Below are 17,771 nucleotides of genomic sequence, written 5' to 3'. Positions count from 1 at the left end.
GCTTAATATAGAGCCGAATCAGACAACCATTGATCTACGGGTGCCAGCAAACCTTCAAGGCTGGCCAACTCGTCATTGCATTGATATGAATCGCAGGCGATGGTGGCATACCAAAGCGCATTGCTGCTGCGTCCGGCAAGCAGCTCTTTAAACTGAGTGAGCTTCCCCTGCCAATTTTGTGCTATCGACTTAGAACCAATCAAATAAGTACTTACTACCAGTTTAGGCCCACGAATCTCAACAACATCTACGTTTAGCGCTTGCCCCGATGCCAGCTTATGTGTCAACCGCTTAGTGTAGTGTTCCGCTATATAGTTAATTTCGGTAATCAGCTCTTTACCCTGAGTTTGATCAACATAGGTTTTACGCCCTATCAACCACAAGCGCTCGTCAACTCTTGCCCGGACAAACTCTTCTATGTCATAACCACGGAAGTGCACTCGCAACCGAGCATTGGCATAGGCCGGGCTTACCTGCTCAAAGCCTGAAACAGCTAATGGCCTATGTTGATAACTGCTTTGCAGTTTGCCACTCATAAACCAAACTGGTACGGCAACTGCACATACCAGAGCCAATACCAGATTGAGGTACAACAACTTGTATGAGCGGGGGTTTTGAGCCGCATTAGACGCCTTACGCCGCTCTGGAATGTTGCGAATAAGCCAAAGATAAAGAAAGAACGTACCCGCAAAAATCCACCAACCATACATGCCATGCTCATAAACCAATGAACTGGTCATTTTTGAGTAGTAAGCAATAAGAATAAGCGTATAAACCCGAAACCAGTTGCCTACAATGGCCAAGCCCGTCATCAGAAGGACGGTTAATACCGTTTGTTTAATACTGTAGTTTCTATGAATGCTGTTAATACTGCTTAGCACGATAGCCATTAAAAAGTAGCTCAAGCCAGCGCAGCTGCCGGCTACCAGCACATTACCATAGGGCAGGCTAAATGAAGTGCCATTAATATAGGCAGGTATACCCAGCAGCCGCACACCTATGGTTGAAACCGATACGGTAAAGGCCTGCAGAATAGGGATTAAAACCTCCCACAAAGGAATGGCTAAAAACAACAGTGCGAACGGAAAAATCAGAGGAGTGAATTGACGAAGCCCAACAACCGGTAATACGAGGCACGCAAGGAAAACTGGCAGAGCAATTTGTTCAATAGCCCCTATCTGCGTGGCATAGCCAAATAACCATACCAGCGATGGCACAATGGCAAGTAAAGAGTAGATCCAGCCATAACGTAGCGGACGCAGCTTCTCTGGCAGGTTCTTAAATATGTAGTAAAGACAAACAACAACCAATAAGTAGCCGTGGGAGTAGGCCTGATCCCATTGGGTCCACTTGTCATGCAGCTGAAACAGACTACTGCGCATTAACCAGAGGACTAGACCATAGCTAAGAGCTAGCGGGAAAAAGACAAAAAAAACTCCCTTAGCTTGCCCAGAGCCTCCTGTAGTTTCGTGCAACCGCAACCTGGTACTCCTTTACCTTTTTACATCTGCGCCCTACGGACTATTTCATATGCGCTGGTTACCCTAAAAAGGGTTATTCAGTACAATTACCGGTAATTCTAAACTATTTTGTTCGAGTGAACAGTTAAAAACTGAATCCTTAATATACGGAACAACTCAATGGATGTGAAAAAAATACTAAAGGAGCCAGAAGCTTTCATTGCTTCTTTTGGCCGTCCACTAGATAGCCAGTATTTGCAGGACCTTCAGTCACTCCAATCAGCCTATAAGGCATATACAAAAGCCCTAAAAGCTGCACAGAACAAAAAAAAATCCATCAGCAGCCAATTCAAACAAATAGATAAAAAACCCGATAATCTGGAGCAGCTAAAGAGTGACGTAAAAGAGATCAGTACAGAGGTAAAAGCCATTGAAGCTGAAATTAAAGCTACAACAAAGGCGGCAAGAGAACTGATCGAAAAAATTGAACATACAAACAACACCAACCCCTCACCAGCACAGTTTCAGCATTTAGAGGCTGAGCTAAAAGAAACCTTTAGCGTAGATATTACAAACTCCATCAATCAGCCGGAATGGGTGTATTTTGTGCGCAACCACAACCAGGCCAGCAACTATCATTTACCAGCAACAGCTAACGCCATTGAAAAGGCGTTTGGCCATAAGTCCAAACTTTTGCTTGCCAGATCTAACGGAACGGTTGTCGGAGGTATGGTCGTTACAACAGTCTGCAGTAGAATTTTTGGTAACAACTGTGTATCGACGCCCTTCTTTAACTATGGAGGTCCGTTAACCTCCTACACCAATGTGGCAATTAAGCTGATAACAGAAGCAAAACAACTACTCAGCTCCGAAGGGTGCGATCAAGTAGAAATAAGGACCACCATGCCTAACCTGCCCTTTCAGTCAATAGAAAAGAAAGTAAGTATGGTACTCAGCCTGCCAAAGAGTGAATCAGAGCTGGAAAAGCAACTTGGCAGCAAGGTGAGGGCACAAATTAATCGCGCACTGGAATACCAGCCTTCAGTAAAAATCGGAGGCTTAGAATTACTTGATGACTTCTATCATGTATTTTCTATCAACATGAGAGACTTAGGTACACCTGTATATTCAAAAGACTGGTTTACAACCCTGTTAAATCAACAGGAATTGAAGCCACAACTTGTCGTATGCTACGTGAAGGAAAATGCCGTATCAGCAGGCTTCATTCTAGGCTCAGGAAAACTAATGGAAATCCCTTGGGCCTCTACAATCAAATCTGCCAATGGCATGAATATGAATATGTGGATGTATCGGCAAATATTGGGCAGAGCCATTCAACAGCACTATAGCCACTTCGATTTTGGCCGATCCACAATTGGTGCCGGCACCTATCGCTTTAAAAAGCAATGGGGTGCTGAAGAAGTTCCTCATTATTGGTATTACCTAACAAGTAATGACGAACCAATATCTACAGCCAACCCAGACAATCCAAAATATAAATTGCTAATTAGCACGTGGAAGTTGCTGCCTGTCTGGATCACGAAACTGATCGGCCCGCCTATTGTTAAATCTATACCATAGTGCCAGTGCCTATTGTATATTCACGTCAACAGCTACAATCTTAAATAGAGCAACGACGTCCATCGTCAATTAAGACTCTTACAATAGGCGCTGCATACCTATGAACAATTCATCAAGTGTTCAAGTCTCCGAAATTGAAACTGAATCCGACCTAAAGCATTGGCAATCGCAATGGGAAATGGAATTTAAGAATCACTCAGCTGACATCTCTTCATCCTATAGCTTATTGGCAAACTACTGGAAAAATTCATGCAAACCCGAAATAACCTTAATTATCTTTCACAGATTGGATCGCTTTGTAGGAGCGTGCATTCTATCAAAGAACAATAGGCGATTCGGCCCGCTTTCATTAGTCGAGTTAGAGCTATGTAACATATACCCAACTGATGGTTTTTTTATTGAAAGCGATGTAGTTGATATCATAAGCAGCCTATTGAAACATGCTAAGAAGAAATATGGATTTTTTCTATGGCTTCGAACTGAGCGCGCTAGTAAAACTCATGCCAAACTATTGATATCTGGACTAAAATCTTTAGGTACTGCATCTGCATTGAGCACGACATCCTCTCATACATGGAGGTTTGATGTTGGCAATGGAAACTTCGAAACTTACATGTCTAGCCTATCAAGAAATTCACGCCAATACTTAAGGAAAAAAACTCGTCAGTTAGAACGCCTCAGTGGAGACCTTTCATTTCAGATAGTAAACCCGACAAGTAGTACAGAGAATCTTTCTCTATTTAATGAGTACGCAGACCTAGAAGATAGTGGCTGGAAAGGTAGAAATAACTCTTCACTATTAAAATTAAAAAGTGATTATTCACTTTACAAAAACATAGTAAAAGACACCTTTCAGATCGGTCACATCAGATGGTGCAAACTGGTTTCGGCCAACAACACTATAGCAATGCTTCTACTTTTCAAAAAAGGAAGCACTGTATGGGTTTATAAAACTACTTATGATGAAAAACTTCAAAGCTACTCACCTGGCGGCCTTATCTTGACAAGGCTAATAGAACACTATTACAGCGACAAAAGTGTAGATGCAATTGATATGGTAACCAATTTCTCTTGGGTTGAAAGGTGGTCCCCGAGGGCTGAACCCTATAGTGAAATCAGATTATTCCCTATAGCTTTTTGGGCACGAGTTGCATCTAAAATGATTTCCATCTGGAAAAAGGAATGGGAAAAAATCGTCTAGTGTATATTAAAAATCAGGCAGATTATTTTCTTAAAAATCTGTCATAGAACTTAAACATCACTTTCAGAAGCGGTGAGCGGAACCATCGAATAGATTTAACATTTACAGTGATGCCCGCAATTCGAGTTTTGTAGTTATTATTCTTGCCATCACCCTCAAGCATATCTATAAACTCGACCTGGCTATCGTTGAAGCACATCTCGAATAAGTATCCGCAATGTAGCAATCCCAGACTAAATTTCTTATCAAAATTCTGCTTGTAGCCAAGCAAAATAGTATATACCGTACTTGCCACACGAATATTCAGCATAACGGAAATTGGCTCTCTATTGAGACAGAGAATGCTTGAGTCTAAATATGAAATTTTTCCACTACTGGATGAGCAAAGGGCCGTAATGAAACCCCAATTTCGATCCGATAGGATAACCCGTTGCCACCGATCACTGAGGTAGTGGTTTAACTCCTTGACAAAGAAGTCTGAGTTTTCATTGGACAACGGGATAAGTTCTGCATCACCTAGCTTTTCTAAAAGCGTTCTTCGGTTATATAGCTTCAGACGAGTATTTTTACCAAGTGACTCAAGATAAGCTTTAAAGCTTGCTGTCGAGTCAATCAGATACGAACTCCCTTCACCCTCTTGGCGTGAGTAAAACTTGTATTTTTCTAAGCTACTTACAGTTAATGAATGGCATGGAGTTTGAGCTTGGCAATCTGCAAAACTAAGCTCATTCCATGTTCGTAGCTGAACAACAAACTCAATTAACCTTTCAATAACTAACTTTTCGATATGCTTTGAAGCGATAAGACTCAAGTATTCAGTGCGAATACCGCCGCTACCTCCAAGTCGCTTACCAATAAACTGCAACCTTTTAACAGGGATTACACCTTTAAGATAGAAATCTCTCTCAACATAAAGAGGCGCTATGCCAACCAACTGGTGACCCTCGTAAGCTGCACAAATGCTCAACTTGCACAAGTCATCACTGTAAGATTCCCACCAATTAAAGTGCCACTCCCAAGACATAAATAACGGGTTCGCATCTGAGTGGGCAAGCAAACTTGCCCATTCACTTTGAGCGTTTGCAAACTCTTCTTCACTCCATTGTTTTACCACGATGTCGTGACCAGAAACGCTAGCAGGTGTTTCAATTTCCATGAAAAAACTACTCAACTATTGTTACAGAGCTCAGAATTGATAGTCTGCAGAGACATACCAGGAAAAGTCATCACTATACGTTATTTCCTTTGCGATATAGGCGGATGCGTTCCAGCTCTCTGAAATATTTTTTGTATAAAGCATACCAATGGTGCGCTCTCTTTCACCATCTACTTCACTCTGTTCAACAGATACCGTTAATGCTGAGCGACCAGATAAACGCCATTGAAGTTCTCCGGTTACCTGATAGTAGTCATATTCATCAGAGCTACTGATTCCAGCTTCTGGAACATCATACAGGCTTTCATTTTTCCCTACTTTAGCACTGGCTGAAAAGGCAAGGGCTTTGGTAAGTTGATAGCCAGACATAGCGATTGACGCTTCAGTTACGGTCGAAAGGTATTGCTGTTCGAGTTCTATATCCAGATCGCTAGCTAGAGTAAAGCTTAGGTTATCAGTAATAGAGCGTTCTGCGCTCAAGGTTAGCGTATAAACCTGAGATTTATACGCAATGCTGGCATCCCAACCATAGCTCTCCCGTTCACTGCCATCGTAATCAGAGAATACTATGTACCCATTTGCTGCCGTATCGAAACGAGTGGTAGTGTAATTCCAGCCTATACTGCCTGTTGCTGTACTGGTATCGTTATCTGTAACTTCCTGCTCAATACCAGCGGACCAGGTTACTTGCCTTGTTTGACGAAACACCAAATCATAGCTGGCAACCCCCGTTGTTTCATCGATCGTACTCTCTTTGTCATCACTTTCAGTTTTTTCAGACTGGTATATTGCCTGTAGTGAAAACTGATGTACTAAACGGGCTGACTGCGGAACATTCACTCCTAGAGCGAGATTGAAATCGTTGGTAATTTCCTTGGTGTCATCATCAGAGTCGTAATCATAGTCATGATCATACCCACCGGTTATCGAAACAAGGCGAGTTTCACTGCTCCAGGAGATGTCATTTTTACTCTCCCAACCTTCAGACCAATAGTTTTCATAATATGAAGCAAGAGGCGAAGAAAACAATGTAGAAAAGGACGTGTTAAGAGTCCGGTATTCGTAGATAATGTACGGTGATACCTCGCTATACTCTTCACTATTATCACCGCCTATTTTAAAGCGGCTTCCAGCATTCCATTCACCCTGTGCCAATGCATTATTGGCAATACTGGTAATTAAAACACTAAAAAAGGTTAGATTTATAACACTCTGGCTTCTTTTACTGTTGGTAAACAACACCCGATACATTAGCTGCTCCCAATGCGCTAACTGAATCTTCAATCGCATCCATATTCGCACGTCCATATGGAACTGTTAGTACTGTATGATCACAGTAACGAGTTAATACCCTTGCTTCACTACTAGCCAAGACCGGCGGAGAGTTAATCACAATGAAGCGATCACTGTAGCGGTTTCTTAATTCGTAAATCAGGTTTTCCATTGCCTGAGATGAAAAATACTCAACCGCAGAAGAAGGGTTGTTTCCTGCAGGGATTACTGAAACCCGCTCAATACCACTGGGGTATATAATGCTTTCCAGTGAAATATCATCTTCTAGAAAGTAGTCGGTAATACCGGTATCAAACTTCGCAGTTACTATGTGCTGCAACTCTGTTCCGTATGGATTACAGTCTACCAGCAAAGCAGATGAGCTGACATCCAGCGAAAACGATATCGCCAAGTTCATTGCAGTAGTAATCGAATTATCTGATGAGTCTACTGAGCTAAGCATTACTACGATGTTGCCAGACTCGCTTTCGTCCATTAGCTTAATCCGCAGTTCCCGATACGCATTTAGAACCGCTCTATTTTTCATGCCTGAGTAAACCAATTTGTTCTTTTTCATTTCTACTACCGACATCGGGTTTGGATTGCGCATCTGCGAGAGATTTGAAGCGCTCTTGGTGAAGGTTTCAGTAGCAACAACTCCTTCAGTCACTGTTCTCAATTGAACGGCTGGGGCTGTCTCCACCTCCTTTAACAGAGTCTCCGTCAAAGTCTTGGGCTCCTGCTTTACTTGCTCTTGCTTTAAGCGTTGAGCTTTATTGCGCTCAAATGCTTTAAATAGTTTGTCTTGATCCACGCTTGCGCTCCTTTAGATCACTGCAAGGTAATACCCAGCACGCCCAACATTGCCGAGCCGCTGCTGAACATAACGTAGATACCTAAATAAACTAATGAGATGAAGCTGAGTAATATTAAGCTTCTTTTACTGGCCAATTCCGCTACACCGCCATCATACATTGGAATAGTTGTTATTAAGTTCACGTGAGCGGGAAGGTTATCTGACATATAACTGGCAGACCTTATTCGTGGGTCAACAAGTACCAGCACGGCTAGCAACCCGAACGGAACAGCGATACCAAGAATCGGCCCTGCAAGGGCAAAGTGGTATAATTGCAAGCCATCCGAACGAATTGGGTAAGATGCAGGCTCATGGATCTTGTATGAAACACCCTGACCTTCTACATCCAGTGTCATAGAAAGGCGGGCACTTTCACGACGTTTCAACATGTCTTCGTACACATCTTTTGTTACAGCGTAATCGCGCGTCAGTTCTTTATATGTTGCCTGCTTAGCGGCCACTGTTTCTGCATTTGAAAACTCAGACTCAAGCAATGATTCGGTATTTGCCAAACGGTTCTTCTTAGCCAGAAGGTCCGCCCGCTCATTGTTTATCAGCTCACGCAATGCGGTATAGGCAGTATTTTCCGTTTGACTCACTGCGCGAGTAGACGCAGCCTCTGCTTTCTGATCGTTTACTTTTTCCCGCAGTGCATCTATTTGGTCTTTCAGACTTACGATATCAGGGTGGGTATCGAGGTAACTTAGCCTTAAGTCTGCCAAGCGCAGCTCAAAATTCTCTAGTTGGCGTTCCTCAAACGTTGGCGTTCGCTCCGTTTCTATTTCTATAAACTCTGGCTCACTTTTTAACTGAGCCTCATAGCTTGCCAAACGGGATTCACCGTCTTGAATTTCCAGATTCAGCAACTGAATCTGATCTTTATACCTAATCACCCGACTTGAAACGCTTTGTTCAGTTACATCGATGTTTTGAGCAGAAAACTCTTTTAGGCGGGCTTCCGCTGCTTCCAGTTGGCTTTTGTAACTAGTCACCTGCGCATCGATAAACTCATAAGCGCTTTGCGACTCTTCACGCTTTTTACGAGCAGTTTCTCCCAGGAATGCCTGAGTGACCGCATCAATAACATTAAATGAGCTTTCCCGGGAGGAGGATGAATACTGAATACTGACGTAATCGCCATTTGCTGAAATTCTCATTCTGCTTCGGATTCCACCAATTGCACTATCAGGGTCACTGAATCCAGATTTCACCGCAACAGACCTTAGAATTCTGTCAGTAAAGATGATATCTCTGGCTTCTTTAGCCCTGTCAATTTTTGTGATTTCTGCCTTTCCTTCTAGCAGCGAGCCTATAATGTTAGTCACATCAGCATAAAGAACGACTCGGGATGAGTAGTTTTTTGGCATCAGATACCCAGCAGCCAGCACTGCAGCCGATATACTGACAAAACAAATGACAATGGCGTAACGGTATCGCAGCACTTCAACCTTCAGCGCATGCAATAACTCTCGGATATTGGTAGGGTCCATTAAAATTCACCTCTCCAGATACTTTTTCCGGGCACTGTGAGTACATCTGCAGGCTGCAATTCATAGTTTGTAGAAATATCACCGCGGTCTAAAATATCGTCCAGACGCACTGGGTACTCTTTATATTCACCGTCAACCAGACGGTTCAAAACAGACCGGTTCCCAGCGCCAAAGTCACTGACACCACCACCGGCCAATACCAAATCCATTACCGTCATTCCGTCAACAAAGGTAATTGACGTTGGCTGATTGACCTGACCCATTACTCGGACTCGATATTGATAAGCCTGACTCACTGGGTTTACAACGGTAACCGTTACTTCGGGTGTTTTAATTACAGACTTTAAGGCTTCTGAAATAACCTCAGCCAGCTCTTCAGGTGTGCGGCCAGCCGATAACACGTCTCCCATCAATGGCATAGTGATAAAGCCGTCTGGCCGAACTAACACTGACCGGGTAAGGTCAGAATTTCTCCAAACGTCTATCTGTAACTGATCCGATATACCAATGACATATGGCTGCTTAACATAGCTCATTTCTGGCCCTGATATGCCTTTTGCACCACCAGAGGCACAACCGCCAAGCAGCGCCAGAAAAATCATTGTCAAAATAGCCTGAGTAAAGAATTTCATAACTAATGCACTCCCTTGCCCAAAAGGACAACTTCAACTGTCTGAATCATTATTAGCAGATCCATTACGATACTGTGATTCTTTGTGTAATAAAGGTCGTACTCTAACTTACCCTGAGCATCTTCGACCGACGCCCCATAAGGATAGTTCAATTGAGCCCAGCCCATTAACCCGGGCTTCACAACATGCCGATACGAATAAAATGGAATTTGTTCGTTTAAATCAGATACAAACTCTGGCCGCTCCGGTCGAGGCCCCACAAAGCTCATATCGCCTTTTACCACGTTCCACAATTGTGGAATCTCATCTAAACGGGTGTTGCGAATAAATGCGCCAACTTTCGTGATGCGCGAGTCATTAGCTTTCGCCCAAACGGCTTTACCGCCTTTTTCGGCATCCTTAGTCATTGAGCGAATCTTGTATATTTTGAAAGGCTGGCCATCCTTCCCTACCCGAATTTGTGAATAGAGTATTGGACGCCCTGTTTCTAGCAGCACCAACAGCGCAGCGAACAGAACTGGCAAAGCAAGAATGATGGCTAACAGGAGACTAACAAGCAGGTCAAATGCGCGCTTTGCGAAGTCTCTGGAGCGGGAGACACTGAAACCATCAGAAAAAATAATCCACGAGGGTTGAAGCAGGCTGAGTTTCACTTTATTCAGTTCCCGCTCATAAAAACTAACAGCGTTTACGACATCAATACCGGCCATCTTACATTTAATTAAGTCGTCTAATGGAAAGATGCCGGCATCCGATTGGCGGCGCTCCTGTTGAGCGACAATAATTTCTGAGATTCCGTTTGCTTTACAGAAAGCCACCCAGTCTGAAGGTTTTTCCAAACAAAACCTGCCATCGATAGCGCCATCGCTCGGGCCAACATAGCCCATTACACGTATGCTCAGGCTGCGTTTGTTGTTTTCATAATCAGATTTCAGCTGTAACGCGGAAGGCCCGGTACCCAACACCAGCACGCGCCTGGCCAACTGATCAGAGTCGATAATTCCACTAAAAAGCCTACGTACAACCAGCGCCATGCCGGTCGAGGCCATAATGGCCCAGAACAGGTTTGTACTGCCCAGATTAATGCTGGGCCAAACGACGGCCAACAGAGAGATACTCAGAGCACCAAGAAAGCAGTAGGCTACCAATGTTCTGAAGAACATCGCCAGAAAGCCTTCACGCATCAACGCCAGATACACACCCATCGCCAGTGAACAGCAACTTAACAACAATGCATAAACAAGCGACAGCACCGGGTCAATAGAAATTCTGGCTTCAGGGATAACGCCTAACTGCAGCTGAATATTCTCTACAACAAAGAAGCTCGCAAATAAAAGCAGGAACTCTAAAACCCCTAACAGAAGGTAGGGTACATGAAGATAATGTTTGCGGATGCGGATATAAGACACTTAGGCTTCCTTGCTAGCAATCCAGATGTTAAACAATTGATGAAATTGTAGGCTATCAATTTTGACCTTTTCATGAAAGAACCACAACAATTCGTTCATCTAGTATAGTTACAGTAGGGTAGATGTTTTGCACCGACTTACTTTGGCTGTAATATACACAGCTGCTTTGGAACATTTAGAAACATAAAGCTGAGACGTCACCAATACAGGAAGTAACGACCGTGAAAGCGGATAACAACCAGACTACAGCAACTGTGCATGCGATGACCATCGATGTAGAAGACTACTTTCACGTCGCTGCATTTAAAGACGTCATTCGGCCGCATCAATGGGATCAGCAACCATCAAGGGTTGTGATGAATACTCATAAAATCCTTAATTTATTTGAATCTCAAGACATTAAGGGTACTTTCTTTATTCTCGGCTGGGTTGCAGACCGGTTTCCGGAACTTGTAAAAGCAATTGACGCCGCCGGCCACGAAATTGCATCTCACGGCTACAGCCACCAGCTCATTTACAGTCAATCACCGAAAGTGTTTCGCGAGGAAACCCGCAAGTCAAAAGACCTGCTGGAATCGATTACTCAGAAACCATGCGACGGCTACCGGGCAGCAAGCTACTCCATTACCAAAAAATCGTTATGGGCGCTGGATATCCTCGGTGAGCTTGGCTTCAAGTGGGATTCCAGCATATTTCCGATTTACCACGACAACTATGGCATCCCGGATACCCCGAGCGAGCCCTATAAAATTCAGACTAAGTCCGGAAAAACACTGATCGAATTCCCAATCACCTCTGCCAATAAGTTCGGAATGTCCATCCCTGCAGCTGGAGGTGGCTATTTCAGACAGTTTCCTTACCCAGTTTTCCGCTACCTATTCAATTCCGCCAGCAAGAAGAACACCGTTCCAAAGGTGTTCTATCTGCACCCATGGGAGGTTGACCCAGACCAACCACGATTCACCAACGCAAGCTGGTTCTCCAGGTTTCGCCATTACACAAACCTGGACAGATGCGAAGCGCGTCTGGCAGCCTTAATGAAAGATTTCGATTTTGGCACGCTAAGTGACAGCATCCTCTCCTATAATTCGAGCGAAGTTTACACCTGTACCGAACGCGAGCTGGTCAAACTCGCTTAACAGAATAATAAGTGGATAACCCCAAATATATGAAAACCACTCACAACCGAACCGTATCAGTCATTGGCCTGGGTTATGTAGGCTTGCCCGTCGCAGTCGCCTTTGGGATGCAAAAACAGTGTATCGGCTTCGATATAAACCCTCATCGCATTGAAGAGCTAAGAAACGGCTCTGATCACACCCTAGAGGTCTCTCCGGAAGAACTCAGCAAAGCCAACGTCATTTATACCGACGATGCGTCAGATTTAAAAAAAGCCGACTTTCATATTATTGGTGTGCCAACGCCCGTTAATGATGCCAAACAGCCAGATTTAAGCCCCCTTATCAAGGCATCCGAGACCATTGGTCCCCAGCTAAAAAAAGGGGATATCGTTGTATATGAATCCACTGTATACCCCGGCACAACAGAAGAAGACTGTGTTCCAGTACTAGAGCGGACATCCGGCCTGAAATGCGGAGTAGACTTCTTTGTGGGTTACTCTCCGGAAAGGATCAATCCGGGAGACAAGCAGAGAACCTTCACAAGCATATTGAAAGTTGTTGCTGGTCAAACACCTGAAGTATTGGACATTGTTGCAGCCGTTTATGAATCGGTTGTCAAACCCGGTGTTCACAGGGCCAGCAGCATTAAGGTTGCAGAAGCCTGCAAAGTGATAGAAAACACCCAGCGTGATTTAAATATCGCACTAATGAATGAACTGGCCATTATTTTCAACCATATGGGCATTGATACCATCGAAGTGCTGGAAGCCGCTGGCACAAAATGGAACTTCCTTCCGTTTCGCCCGGGCTTGGTTGGCGGGCACTGTATTGGCGTTGACCCCTACTATTTAACTCATAAGGCTGAAAAACTGGGTTATCACCCGGATGTCATCCTTGCCGGGCGCCGTATCAATGATGGCATGGGTGAATACTTAGCAGGCCAGATAGTAAAAGAAATGATCGCCAATGATCAGCCTGTTAAAGGATCGAATGTCGCCATTTTGGGGCTAACCTTTAAAGAAGACTGCCCGGATATTCGAAATACAAAAGTGATCGACGTAATAAAAGGCCTAAAGAGCTGGGGTATTAACACCATTGTTCACGATCCCCAGGCTGAACCACAGCACACCCTGGAAGAATTTGGAATCCGGTTGGTGGACGACCACGAACTGAACAATTTGGATGGAGTCATCGTCTGTGTTGCGCATAAAGAGTATCGAGGCTACAGTGCCGATCATTTCAAATCGATGCTTAACTCCGGTGCTGGCGTATATGATGTAAAATGCATTTTGGATAGAGATGAATTCCGGCAAACAGGCCTTCGCTTGTGGCGGCTTTAGTCCGCGGCACTAAAAGAGAAAGGAACTATGTACCTAGAACATTTTGGATTTGCTCGTCACCCCTTCAGAATGGCGCCAGAAGAAGATTTTCTTTACATGTCACGCCAGCATTCTCGCGCCTTTGTCTTTATGGATTCCGCCATATGGAGCCCGGAAGGCTTTGTGGTGATCAGCGGCGAAATTGGCTCAGGTAAAACGACACTGCTGAAAAAGATGATCAGCGAGATCAAGGAGGAGGTCAAACTTTTCCACATCGCGTATACCAACCTTCAGGGCGATGACTTGTTTCAGATCATCATGCAGCAAGCGGCTATTCGTGTGACCGATTCCAACAAGGTTTCCATGCTGTTCGCCATTAACGACCATCTCTGCCAGCTAGCGGCGCGCGGCGTTCCAGTGCTGCTGGCCATCGATGAAGCCCAGAATCTGACTCACGAAAACCTGGAAGACATTCGCATGCTGGCCGGCATGGAAGGACCAAACGGACCTATTCTGCGGGTTATATTAATGGGTCAGCCGGAACTGAAAGAGAATATCGGGGACATTCCTCAGTTAACTCAGCGAATAAAGCTGTTCTTCCACCTGGAAGGGCTGTCGTTGGAAGACACCAAACACTATATCTATCACCGCCTGACGGTTGCAGGCTTCACAGATACAGGGCTGTTCAGTGAAGAGATCATCAAGTCTATTCATGAATTCTCTTCCGGTATTCCGCGCCTGATCAACAAAATCAGCGATGGGCTACTGCTGTGTGCGTTTGCAGAAGACCGCAAGTACCTGAACGCTTCCGATATAGAAGAAATCAAACAGGAACTGATGGTTTCTAATGAAGACATTCTGGAAGCGCGCAAATCTACCCTAAAAAAGCCCTCTTCAGCCGGCAATACCGCAATGTCGTCAGACAACCTGGACGCCCTAAGCCGCATCGCATCAGCCTTGGAATCCATTGATGAAAAACTTTCGTTCCTGAGTGACGGAGAAAGCAACCCGAAGGTACGGCTATTTGAAGATGCGCGTCGAAGAATAAAAGACGGTCTTAAATAGCCTATCAACCCTCAGAAAGATGGCTTCGCTCTTTGGCCAGCCCTCTGCCAACGCCCACAAAACGCCTGTCGGTTTTATTTACATATCGAACGGCAGTACTTATCGATTTTGTCGATATTTTTATCATTAGGATATTTCCTTACAGCTGCCCCCCCGTCATAAAAGGGCTAGCAGAACATGGCCTATACCTTGCTTTATCACCTCTATGTGAGCCCGTAGTAAGGCGCTCAATTTGGACCACACAGATTTAAGGAATATAAAGATGAACGCAAAACTCTTACAAGGCGTTGTTGCAGCAGCAGCACTGGGCTTTGCAGCTCAAGCCAGTGCTTTGGATGTGACAATCAACGATATGATTTCAAATAACCTTAAGTACGGTAGCTGTGTCGATGCTGTGTGCGAAATCGATGAAAATGAAGCGCAAACCACTTACAGCGACGCTTATGACTTGGAGACTGTAGATTACACTTCTGGAGTGCTAACTATTTCTGGCGGCTACAATTTTGATGCATCCACCTATGGTAGCGGCAACTTAGATGGTTATGACACTTGGATTGGTGGCGATTTATTTTTAGCACTGAACGATGCCCCGATTTATGGTGATTCCGTAGTCTACACAGGATCCAACTACTACGGTTACGACTACGTTGTCGACGTTGACTGGACTACTGGTGATTTTATGGTTTACGCCATTGATGCCAGCACATCCATTCAAAACGTTTATTATAACGGTTTGACCTATGAAGCTAACCCATTTGCAGTAAGTGCTGATAGTGTCGCTTCTGGTGATGACATTTTATATTCAGGTACAGTGAGCTACTCAGATGGAGGCACTACTGCGGTAATCGATCTAGCCTCATGGTTGTACAGCACATTCGAAGCTGACGACGTTTTCTACTCTCACTTCACAATGTATTGCGGTAACGACGTGATCATGGGTGAATTCCGAGTCCCAGAACCAGCCACCTTAGCTCTGATGGGCTTAGGCTTAGCTGGCCTGTTCTACTCTCGTCGTAAACAGTCAGGAATGGCTGCTTAATACTTCGTTAGAGCACTACCCATTTAAAAAGCAGGCATTAGCCTGCTTTTTTTGTGCCTGTCTTTCGCCGGCCTAAATCCACTGCAGCGCCTTCAACAGCGATAGCCCCACACTGGTCGAAACCAGGCTAAACACGGTCGTCACCGCAATTATACTGGCCGCCAGGCTGGCATTACCGCCCATCGCGCGAACCATCATGTAGCTGGCTGCGGCAGTTGGCGTGGCCATCAGCAGGTACATAACACCCAGCTCAACGCCCCGGAAGCCCAACAAATAAGCGATGACCGCAGCCAGATAAGGCAATACCACCAGCTTGGCGAGTGTCGCCCAGGCGGTGACCTTGCCTGCCGACACCAGCCCGGCCCAGGAAAGCGTAGCGCCGATGCTCAACAGGGCAACGGGCAGGGTCATTTGCGCCATGTACTTGGCAGCACCCAGCAGATAGACCGGCACCGGTATACCAGAAGCACGCCAAACGCCGGCCAGGATAATAGAGATTATTAACGGGTTTTTCGCCAGTGAGACAATGGAGGAAACCACCGGGTTACCGCTCTGCTCCTGCGCAGACCAGCGGTTCAGCGTCACCACCGCCAGCACGTTATAGAGCAGCGAAAGCACGCCGGTATAGATGGCGGCGAGCGTTGCTCCGGCACTGCCAAAGGCACTGATACAGAAAGCGATGCCGATAATGCCCATATTGCCGCGGAACGCACCCTGTACAAACACGCCACGCTCTTCACGAAAGCTGGTTACCCACGGGCTCATAAAAGACAGCGCAAAAAACGAGACCAGCGTAAAGCAGATGCCGTAGATGATGATTGTCCAATCGATGCTGGTACTGGTATCGGCATTGACGATGTTAATAAACAGCAGCGATGGCAGGCCAACATTAAAGACCAGCTTGGAAGCCGACTGGTTAAAGGCTTCGGTTATCCAGCCCAGTTTTTTAAAGTAAATACCCAGAATAACAACGATGGCGATCGGCAGAGTGATCTGCAAAGAGAACAGTATGATGGACAGCACTTAGGGCTCCCGAATTAAGCAGTTAATGAAGAAGGCGTGCGGGAAGAGCGGCGGGCAGTGTAGCAGAGAGACGGTTAATCTCGAACAAGCTGCTGCCCAAGGGCAGCAACTTTAAAGGGTTTTATTGATTCAGACGAATCTAAATGGCCTACAGTTTTTTCAGATCTTCTTCGATCTCGGCAATCTTGTTGGCAACAACCTTTTCCAGGTGGCGCAGATCGGTGAGGATTTTCTCCTTCACATCCACTTCTTCCACTTCGCGCTGAACGATCTTATCCAGCTCTTCAACAACAAAGCGCAGTGCCGGTGCCACCTCAGTGGTGTCGCTGTATGTATGGGTGCCACTGTCTACCATGATGCGTTTCTTCTGACGCGGGTATTTGAACTTTTCGCTGCGAGCAAACAGTTCACCCTTATTCTTGGCGTAGTAAACCTTAAGCACGTCAGCATTGCCTTCGGTTCGTACGGTATATTTTTCGATCAGATCTGTGTCTGTTATTCCGATTGCATTGAGGTATGGGTACATCTTTAAATTCTCTCAGTCGGTTAGGGCGGTATAGCCTGAAGATTAGCCAAGTTCCGGCGCTTTTAAAAGATTCAAGTCCCAACACTGTAAGAAATCTGTTTGTATTTGAAACTCTGCAGACCGGCGCACTGTCTAACCGGTGCTTTGGGATAAAAACCCCTGAATTCTGATACCTTTAGCCTATTTTTATCTGTACTGTTCATGTGAAAATGATTTGAACAGCGGGAGACATTCTGCCATTTTTAGTAAGAAGTTTATGGAGATGAAACGTGAGCGTTCACGTACGACTATTGCAACTGGAAATGTACCTGCCACATGTAGCGACCAGTTCAGATCTGCAGAAGGCGCTTGGTCCGCTGAAGCGGTTCTGTAAAAACCAGCACAACATTGCACTGGCGGTTGAACCTTTTAAAGATGCCGACCGCGGCTGCTTTTCACTGGTCATCACCGGCACCGATAAGCGCGCCGTTGAGCAGGAAAGCGAGCACATGATGAGCTGGCTGGAAGCCAATATCACCGGCCAGAGTCTGGCCTCTAACGTCGCCTGGCTGTAAGTGGCCAGAAATTAATGCTTTGTATTTTTTTGTTCTAAGCTGAGTTCAGTAATAATGGCGACCTGCC

Annotated in this window: 16 protein-coding genes; 7 read left to right on the top strand and 9 right to left on the bottom strand. The window is 45.2% G+C overall.

Annotation, left to right across the window (positions count from 1 at the left end):
• Window positions 1-2: 2 nt before the first annotated feature.
• Window positions 3-1,481 (bottom strand): exosortase, encoded by a 1,479-nt coding sequence (gene xrt / locus BCF53_RS02250; protein ID WP_132699428.1) that lies wholly within the window; start codon window positions 1,479-1,481, stop codon window positions 3-5.
• A gap of 159 nt (window positions 1,482-1,640) precedes the next feature.
• Here xrt and BCF53_RS02245 point away from each other — a divergent pair, with 159 nt between their 5' ends.
• Window positions 1,641-3,041, top strand: coding sequence for a FemAB family XrtA/PEP-CTERM system-associated protein (locus tag BCF53_RS02245; RefSeq protein WP_132699426.1), 1,401 nt, complete (start codon window positions 1,641-1,643; stop codon window positions 3,039-3,041).
• Between the two features lie 100 nt (window positions 3,042-3,141).
• Window positions 3,142-4,242, top strand: a complete 1,101-nt coding sequence (locus tag BCF53_RS02240; protein WP_132699424.1) for a GNAT family N-acetyltransferase — start codon at window positions 3,142-3,144, stop codon at window positions 4,240-4,242.
• A 22-nt stretch (window positions 4,243-4,264) separates the two neighbouring features.
• On the opposite strand, the gene BCF53_RS02235 is transcribed toward BCF53_RS02240, so the two are convergent.
• Genes BCF53_RS02235 through BCF53_RS02210 form a run of 6 tightly spaced genes read right to left on the bottom strand, consistent with a single transcriptional unit; the run spans window position 4,265 to window position 11,057 of the window.
• Complete coding sequence (locus BCF53_RS02235; protein WP_132699422.1) at window positions 4,265-5,398, bottom strand: GNAT family N-acetyltransferase; 1,134 nt, start codon at window positions 5,396-5,398, stop codon at window positions 4,265-4,267.
• 30 nt (window positions 5,399-5,428) lie between these two features.
• Window positions 5,429-6,649 (bottom strand): hypothetical protein, encoded by a 1,221-nt coding sequence (locus BCF53_RS02230; protein WP_132699421.1) that lies wholly within the window; start codon window positions 6,647-6,649, stop codon window positions 5,429-5,431.
• Window positions 6,621-7,484, bottom strand: coding sequence for a P-loop NTPase family protein (locus BCF53_RS02225; protein WP_132699419.1), 864 nt, complete (start codon window positions 7,482-7,484; stop codon window positions 6,621-6,623). Before BCF53_RS02225 ends, BCF53_RS02230 begins: the two co-directional genes overlap by 29 nt.
• A gap of 17 nt (window positions 7,485-7,501) precedes the next feature.
• Window positions 7,502-9,016, bottom strand: coding sequence for a chain length-determining protein (locus BCF53_RS02220; RefSeq protein WP_132699417.1), 1,515 nt, complete (start codon window positions 9,014-9,016; stop codon window positions 7,502-7,504).
• Complete coding sequence (locus tag BCF53_RS02215) at window positions 9,016-9,648, bottom strand: XrtA/PEP-CTERM system exopolysaccharide export protein (RefSeq protein ID WP_207902619.1); 633 nt, start codon at window positions 9,646-9,648, stop codon at window positions 9,016-9,018. The genes BCF53_RS02220 and BCF53_RS02215 overlap by 1 nt, the downstream gene beginning before the upstream one ends.
• Window positions 9,649-9,650: 2 nt before the next feature.
• Window positions 9,651-11,057, bottom strand: a complete 1,407-nt coding sequence (locus tag BCF53_RS02210; protein ID WP_132699415.1) for a TIGR03013 family XrtA/PEP-CTERM system glycosyltransferase — start codon at window positions 11,055-11,057, stop codon at window positions 9,651-9,653.
• A 221-nt stretch (window positions 11,058-11,278) separates the two neighbouring features.
• Here BCF53_RS02210 and BCF53_RS02205 point away from each other — a divergent pair, with 221 nt between their 5' ends.
• From BCF53_RS02205 to BCF53_RS19270, 4 genes are all read left to right on the top strand, one after another.
• Window positions 11,279-12,196, top strand: a complete 918-nt coding sequence (locus BCF53_RS02205) for an XrtA system polysaccharide deacetylase (protein WP_243645750.1) — start codon at window positions 11,279-11,281, stop codon at window positions 12,194-12,196.
• A 29-nt stretch (window positions 12,197-12,225) separates the two neighbouring features.
• Window positions 12,226-13,518, top strand: a complete 1,293-nt coding sequence (locus BCF53_RS02200; RefSeq protein WP_132699488.1) for a nucleotide sugar dehydrogenase — start codon at window positions 12,226-12,228, stop codon at window positions 13,516-13,518.
• Between the two features lie 27 nt (window positions 13,519-13,545).
• Window positions 13,546-14,562, top strand: a complete 1,017-nt coding sequence (locus BCF53_RS02195) for an ExeA family protein (protein WP_132699413.1) — start codon at window positions 13,546-13,548, stop codon at window positions 14,560-14,562.
• Window positions 14,563-14,824: 262 nt separating this feature from the next.
• On the top strand, window positions 14,825-15,601 hold the full coding sequence (locus BCF53_RS19270; RefSeq protein ID WP_207902618.1) for a PEP-CTERM sorting domain-containing protein: 777 nt from the start codon (window positions 14,825-14,827) through the stop codon (window positions 15,599-15,601).
• A 72-nt stretch (window positions 15,602-15,673) separates the two neighbouring features.
• Here the strand turns inward: BCF53_RS19270 and BCF53_RS02185 are convergent, their stop codons facing one another.
• Both BCF53_RS02185 and BCF53_RS02180 read right to left on the bottom strand, forming a co-directional pair.
• On the bottom strand, window positions 15,674-16,624 hold the full coding sequence (locus BCF53_RS02185; RefSeq protein WP_132699411.1) for an AEC family transporter: 951 nt from the start codon (window positions 16,622-16,624) through the stop codon (window positions 15,674-15,676).
• Window positions 16,625-16,772: 148 nt separating this feature from the next.
• Window positions 16,773-17,150 carry a DUF3461 family protein gene (locus BCF53_RS02180; RefSeq protein ID WP_132699409.1) on the bottom strand — a complete coding sequence of 126 codons (378 nt, stop codon included), beginning with the start codon at window positions 17,148-17,150 and terminating at the stop codon, window positions 16,773-16,775.
• Between the two features lie 269 nt (window positions 17,151-17,419).
• Between BCF53_RS02180 and BCF53_RS02175 the strand changes: the two genes are divergently transcribed.
• Window positions 17,420-17,704, top strand: a complete 285-nt coding sequence (locus BCF53_RS02175) for a hypothetical protein (RefSeq protein WP_132699407.1) — start codon at window positions 17,420-17,422, stop codon at window positions 17,702-17,704.
• The last annotated feature ends 67 nt before the right edge of the window (window positions 17,705-17,771 follow it).

Source organism: Reinekea marinisedimentorum (assembly GCF_004341165.1).
Classification (GTDB): Bacteria; Pseudomonadota; Gammaproteobacteria; order Pseudomonadales; family Natronospirillaceae; genus Reinekea; species Reinekea marinisedimentorum.
The sequence above is the reverse complement of the archived record's forward strand: the minus strand, read 5'-3'. Positions and strand labels throughout refer to the sequence as shown.

Bases quoted from the DNA above. Each gene is read 5' to 3' on its own strand.
- BCF53_RS19270 (WP_207902618.1), top strand. From the start codon at position 14,825: ATGAACGCAAAACTCTTACAAGGCGTTGTTGCAGCAGCAGCACTGGGC.
- BCF53_RS02230 (WP_132699421.1), bottom strand. From the start codon at position 6,649: ATGTATCGGGTGTTGTTTACCAACAGTAAAAGAAGCCAGAGTGTTATA.
- BCF53_RS02180 (WP_132699409.1), bottom strand. From the start codon at position 17,150: ATGTACCCATACCTCAATGCAATCGGAATAACAGACACAGATCTGATC.
- BCF53_RS02200 (WP_132699488.1), top strand. From the start codon at position 12,226: ATGAAAACCACTCACAACCGAACCGTATCAGTCATTGGCCTGGGTTAT.
- BCF53_RS02195 (WP_132699413.1), top strand. From the start codon at position 13,546: ATGTACCTAGAACATTTTGGATTTGCTCGTCACCCCTTCAGAATGGCG.
- BCF53_RS02215 (WP_207902619.1), bottom strand. From the start codon at position 9,648: ATGAAATTCTTTACTCAGGCTATTTTGACAATGATTTTTCTGGCGCTG.
- BCF53_RS02245 (WP_132699426.1), top strand. From the start codon at position 1,641: ATGGATGTGAAAAAAATACTAAAGGAGCCAGAAGCTTTCATTGCTTCT.
- BCF53_RS02235 (WP_132699422.1), bottom strand. From the start codon at position 5,398: ATGGAAATTGAAACACCTGCTAGCGTTTCTGGTCACGACATCGTGGTA.
- BCF53_RS02240 (WP_132699424.1), top strand. From the start codon at position 3,142: ATGAACAATTCATCAAGTGTTCAAGTCTCCGAAATTGAAACTGAATCC.
- BCF53_RS02220 (WP_132699417.1), bottom strand. From the start codon at position 9,016: ATGGACCCTACCAATATCCGAGAGTTATTGCATGCGCTGAAGGTTGAA.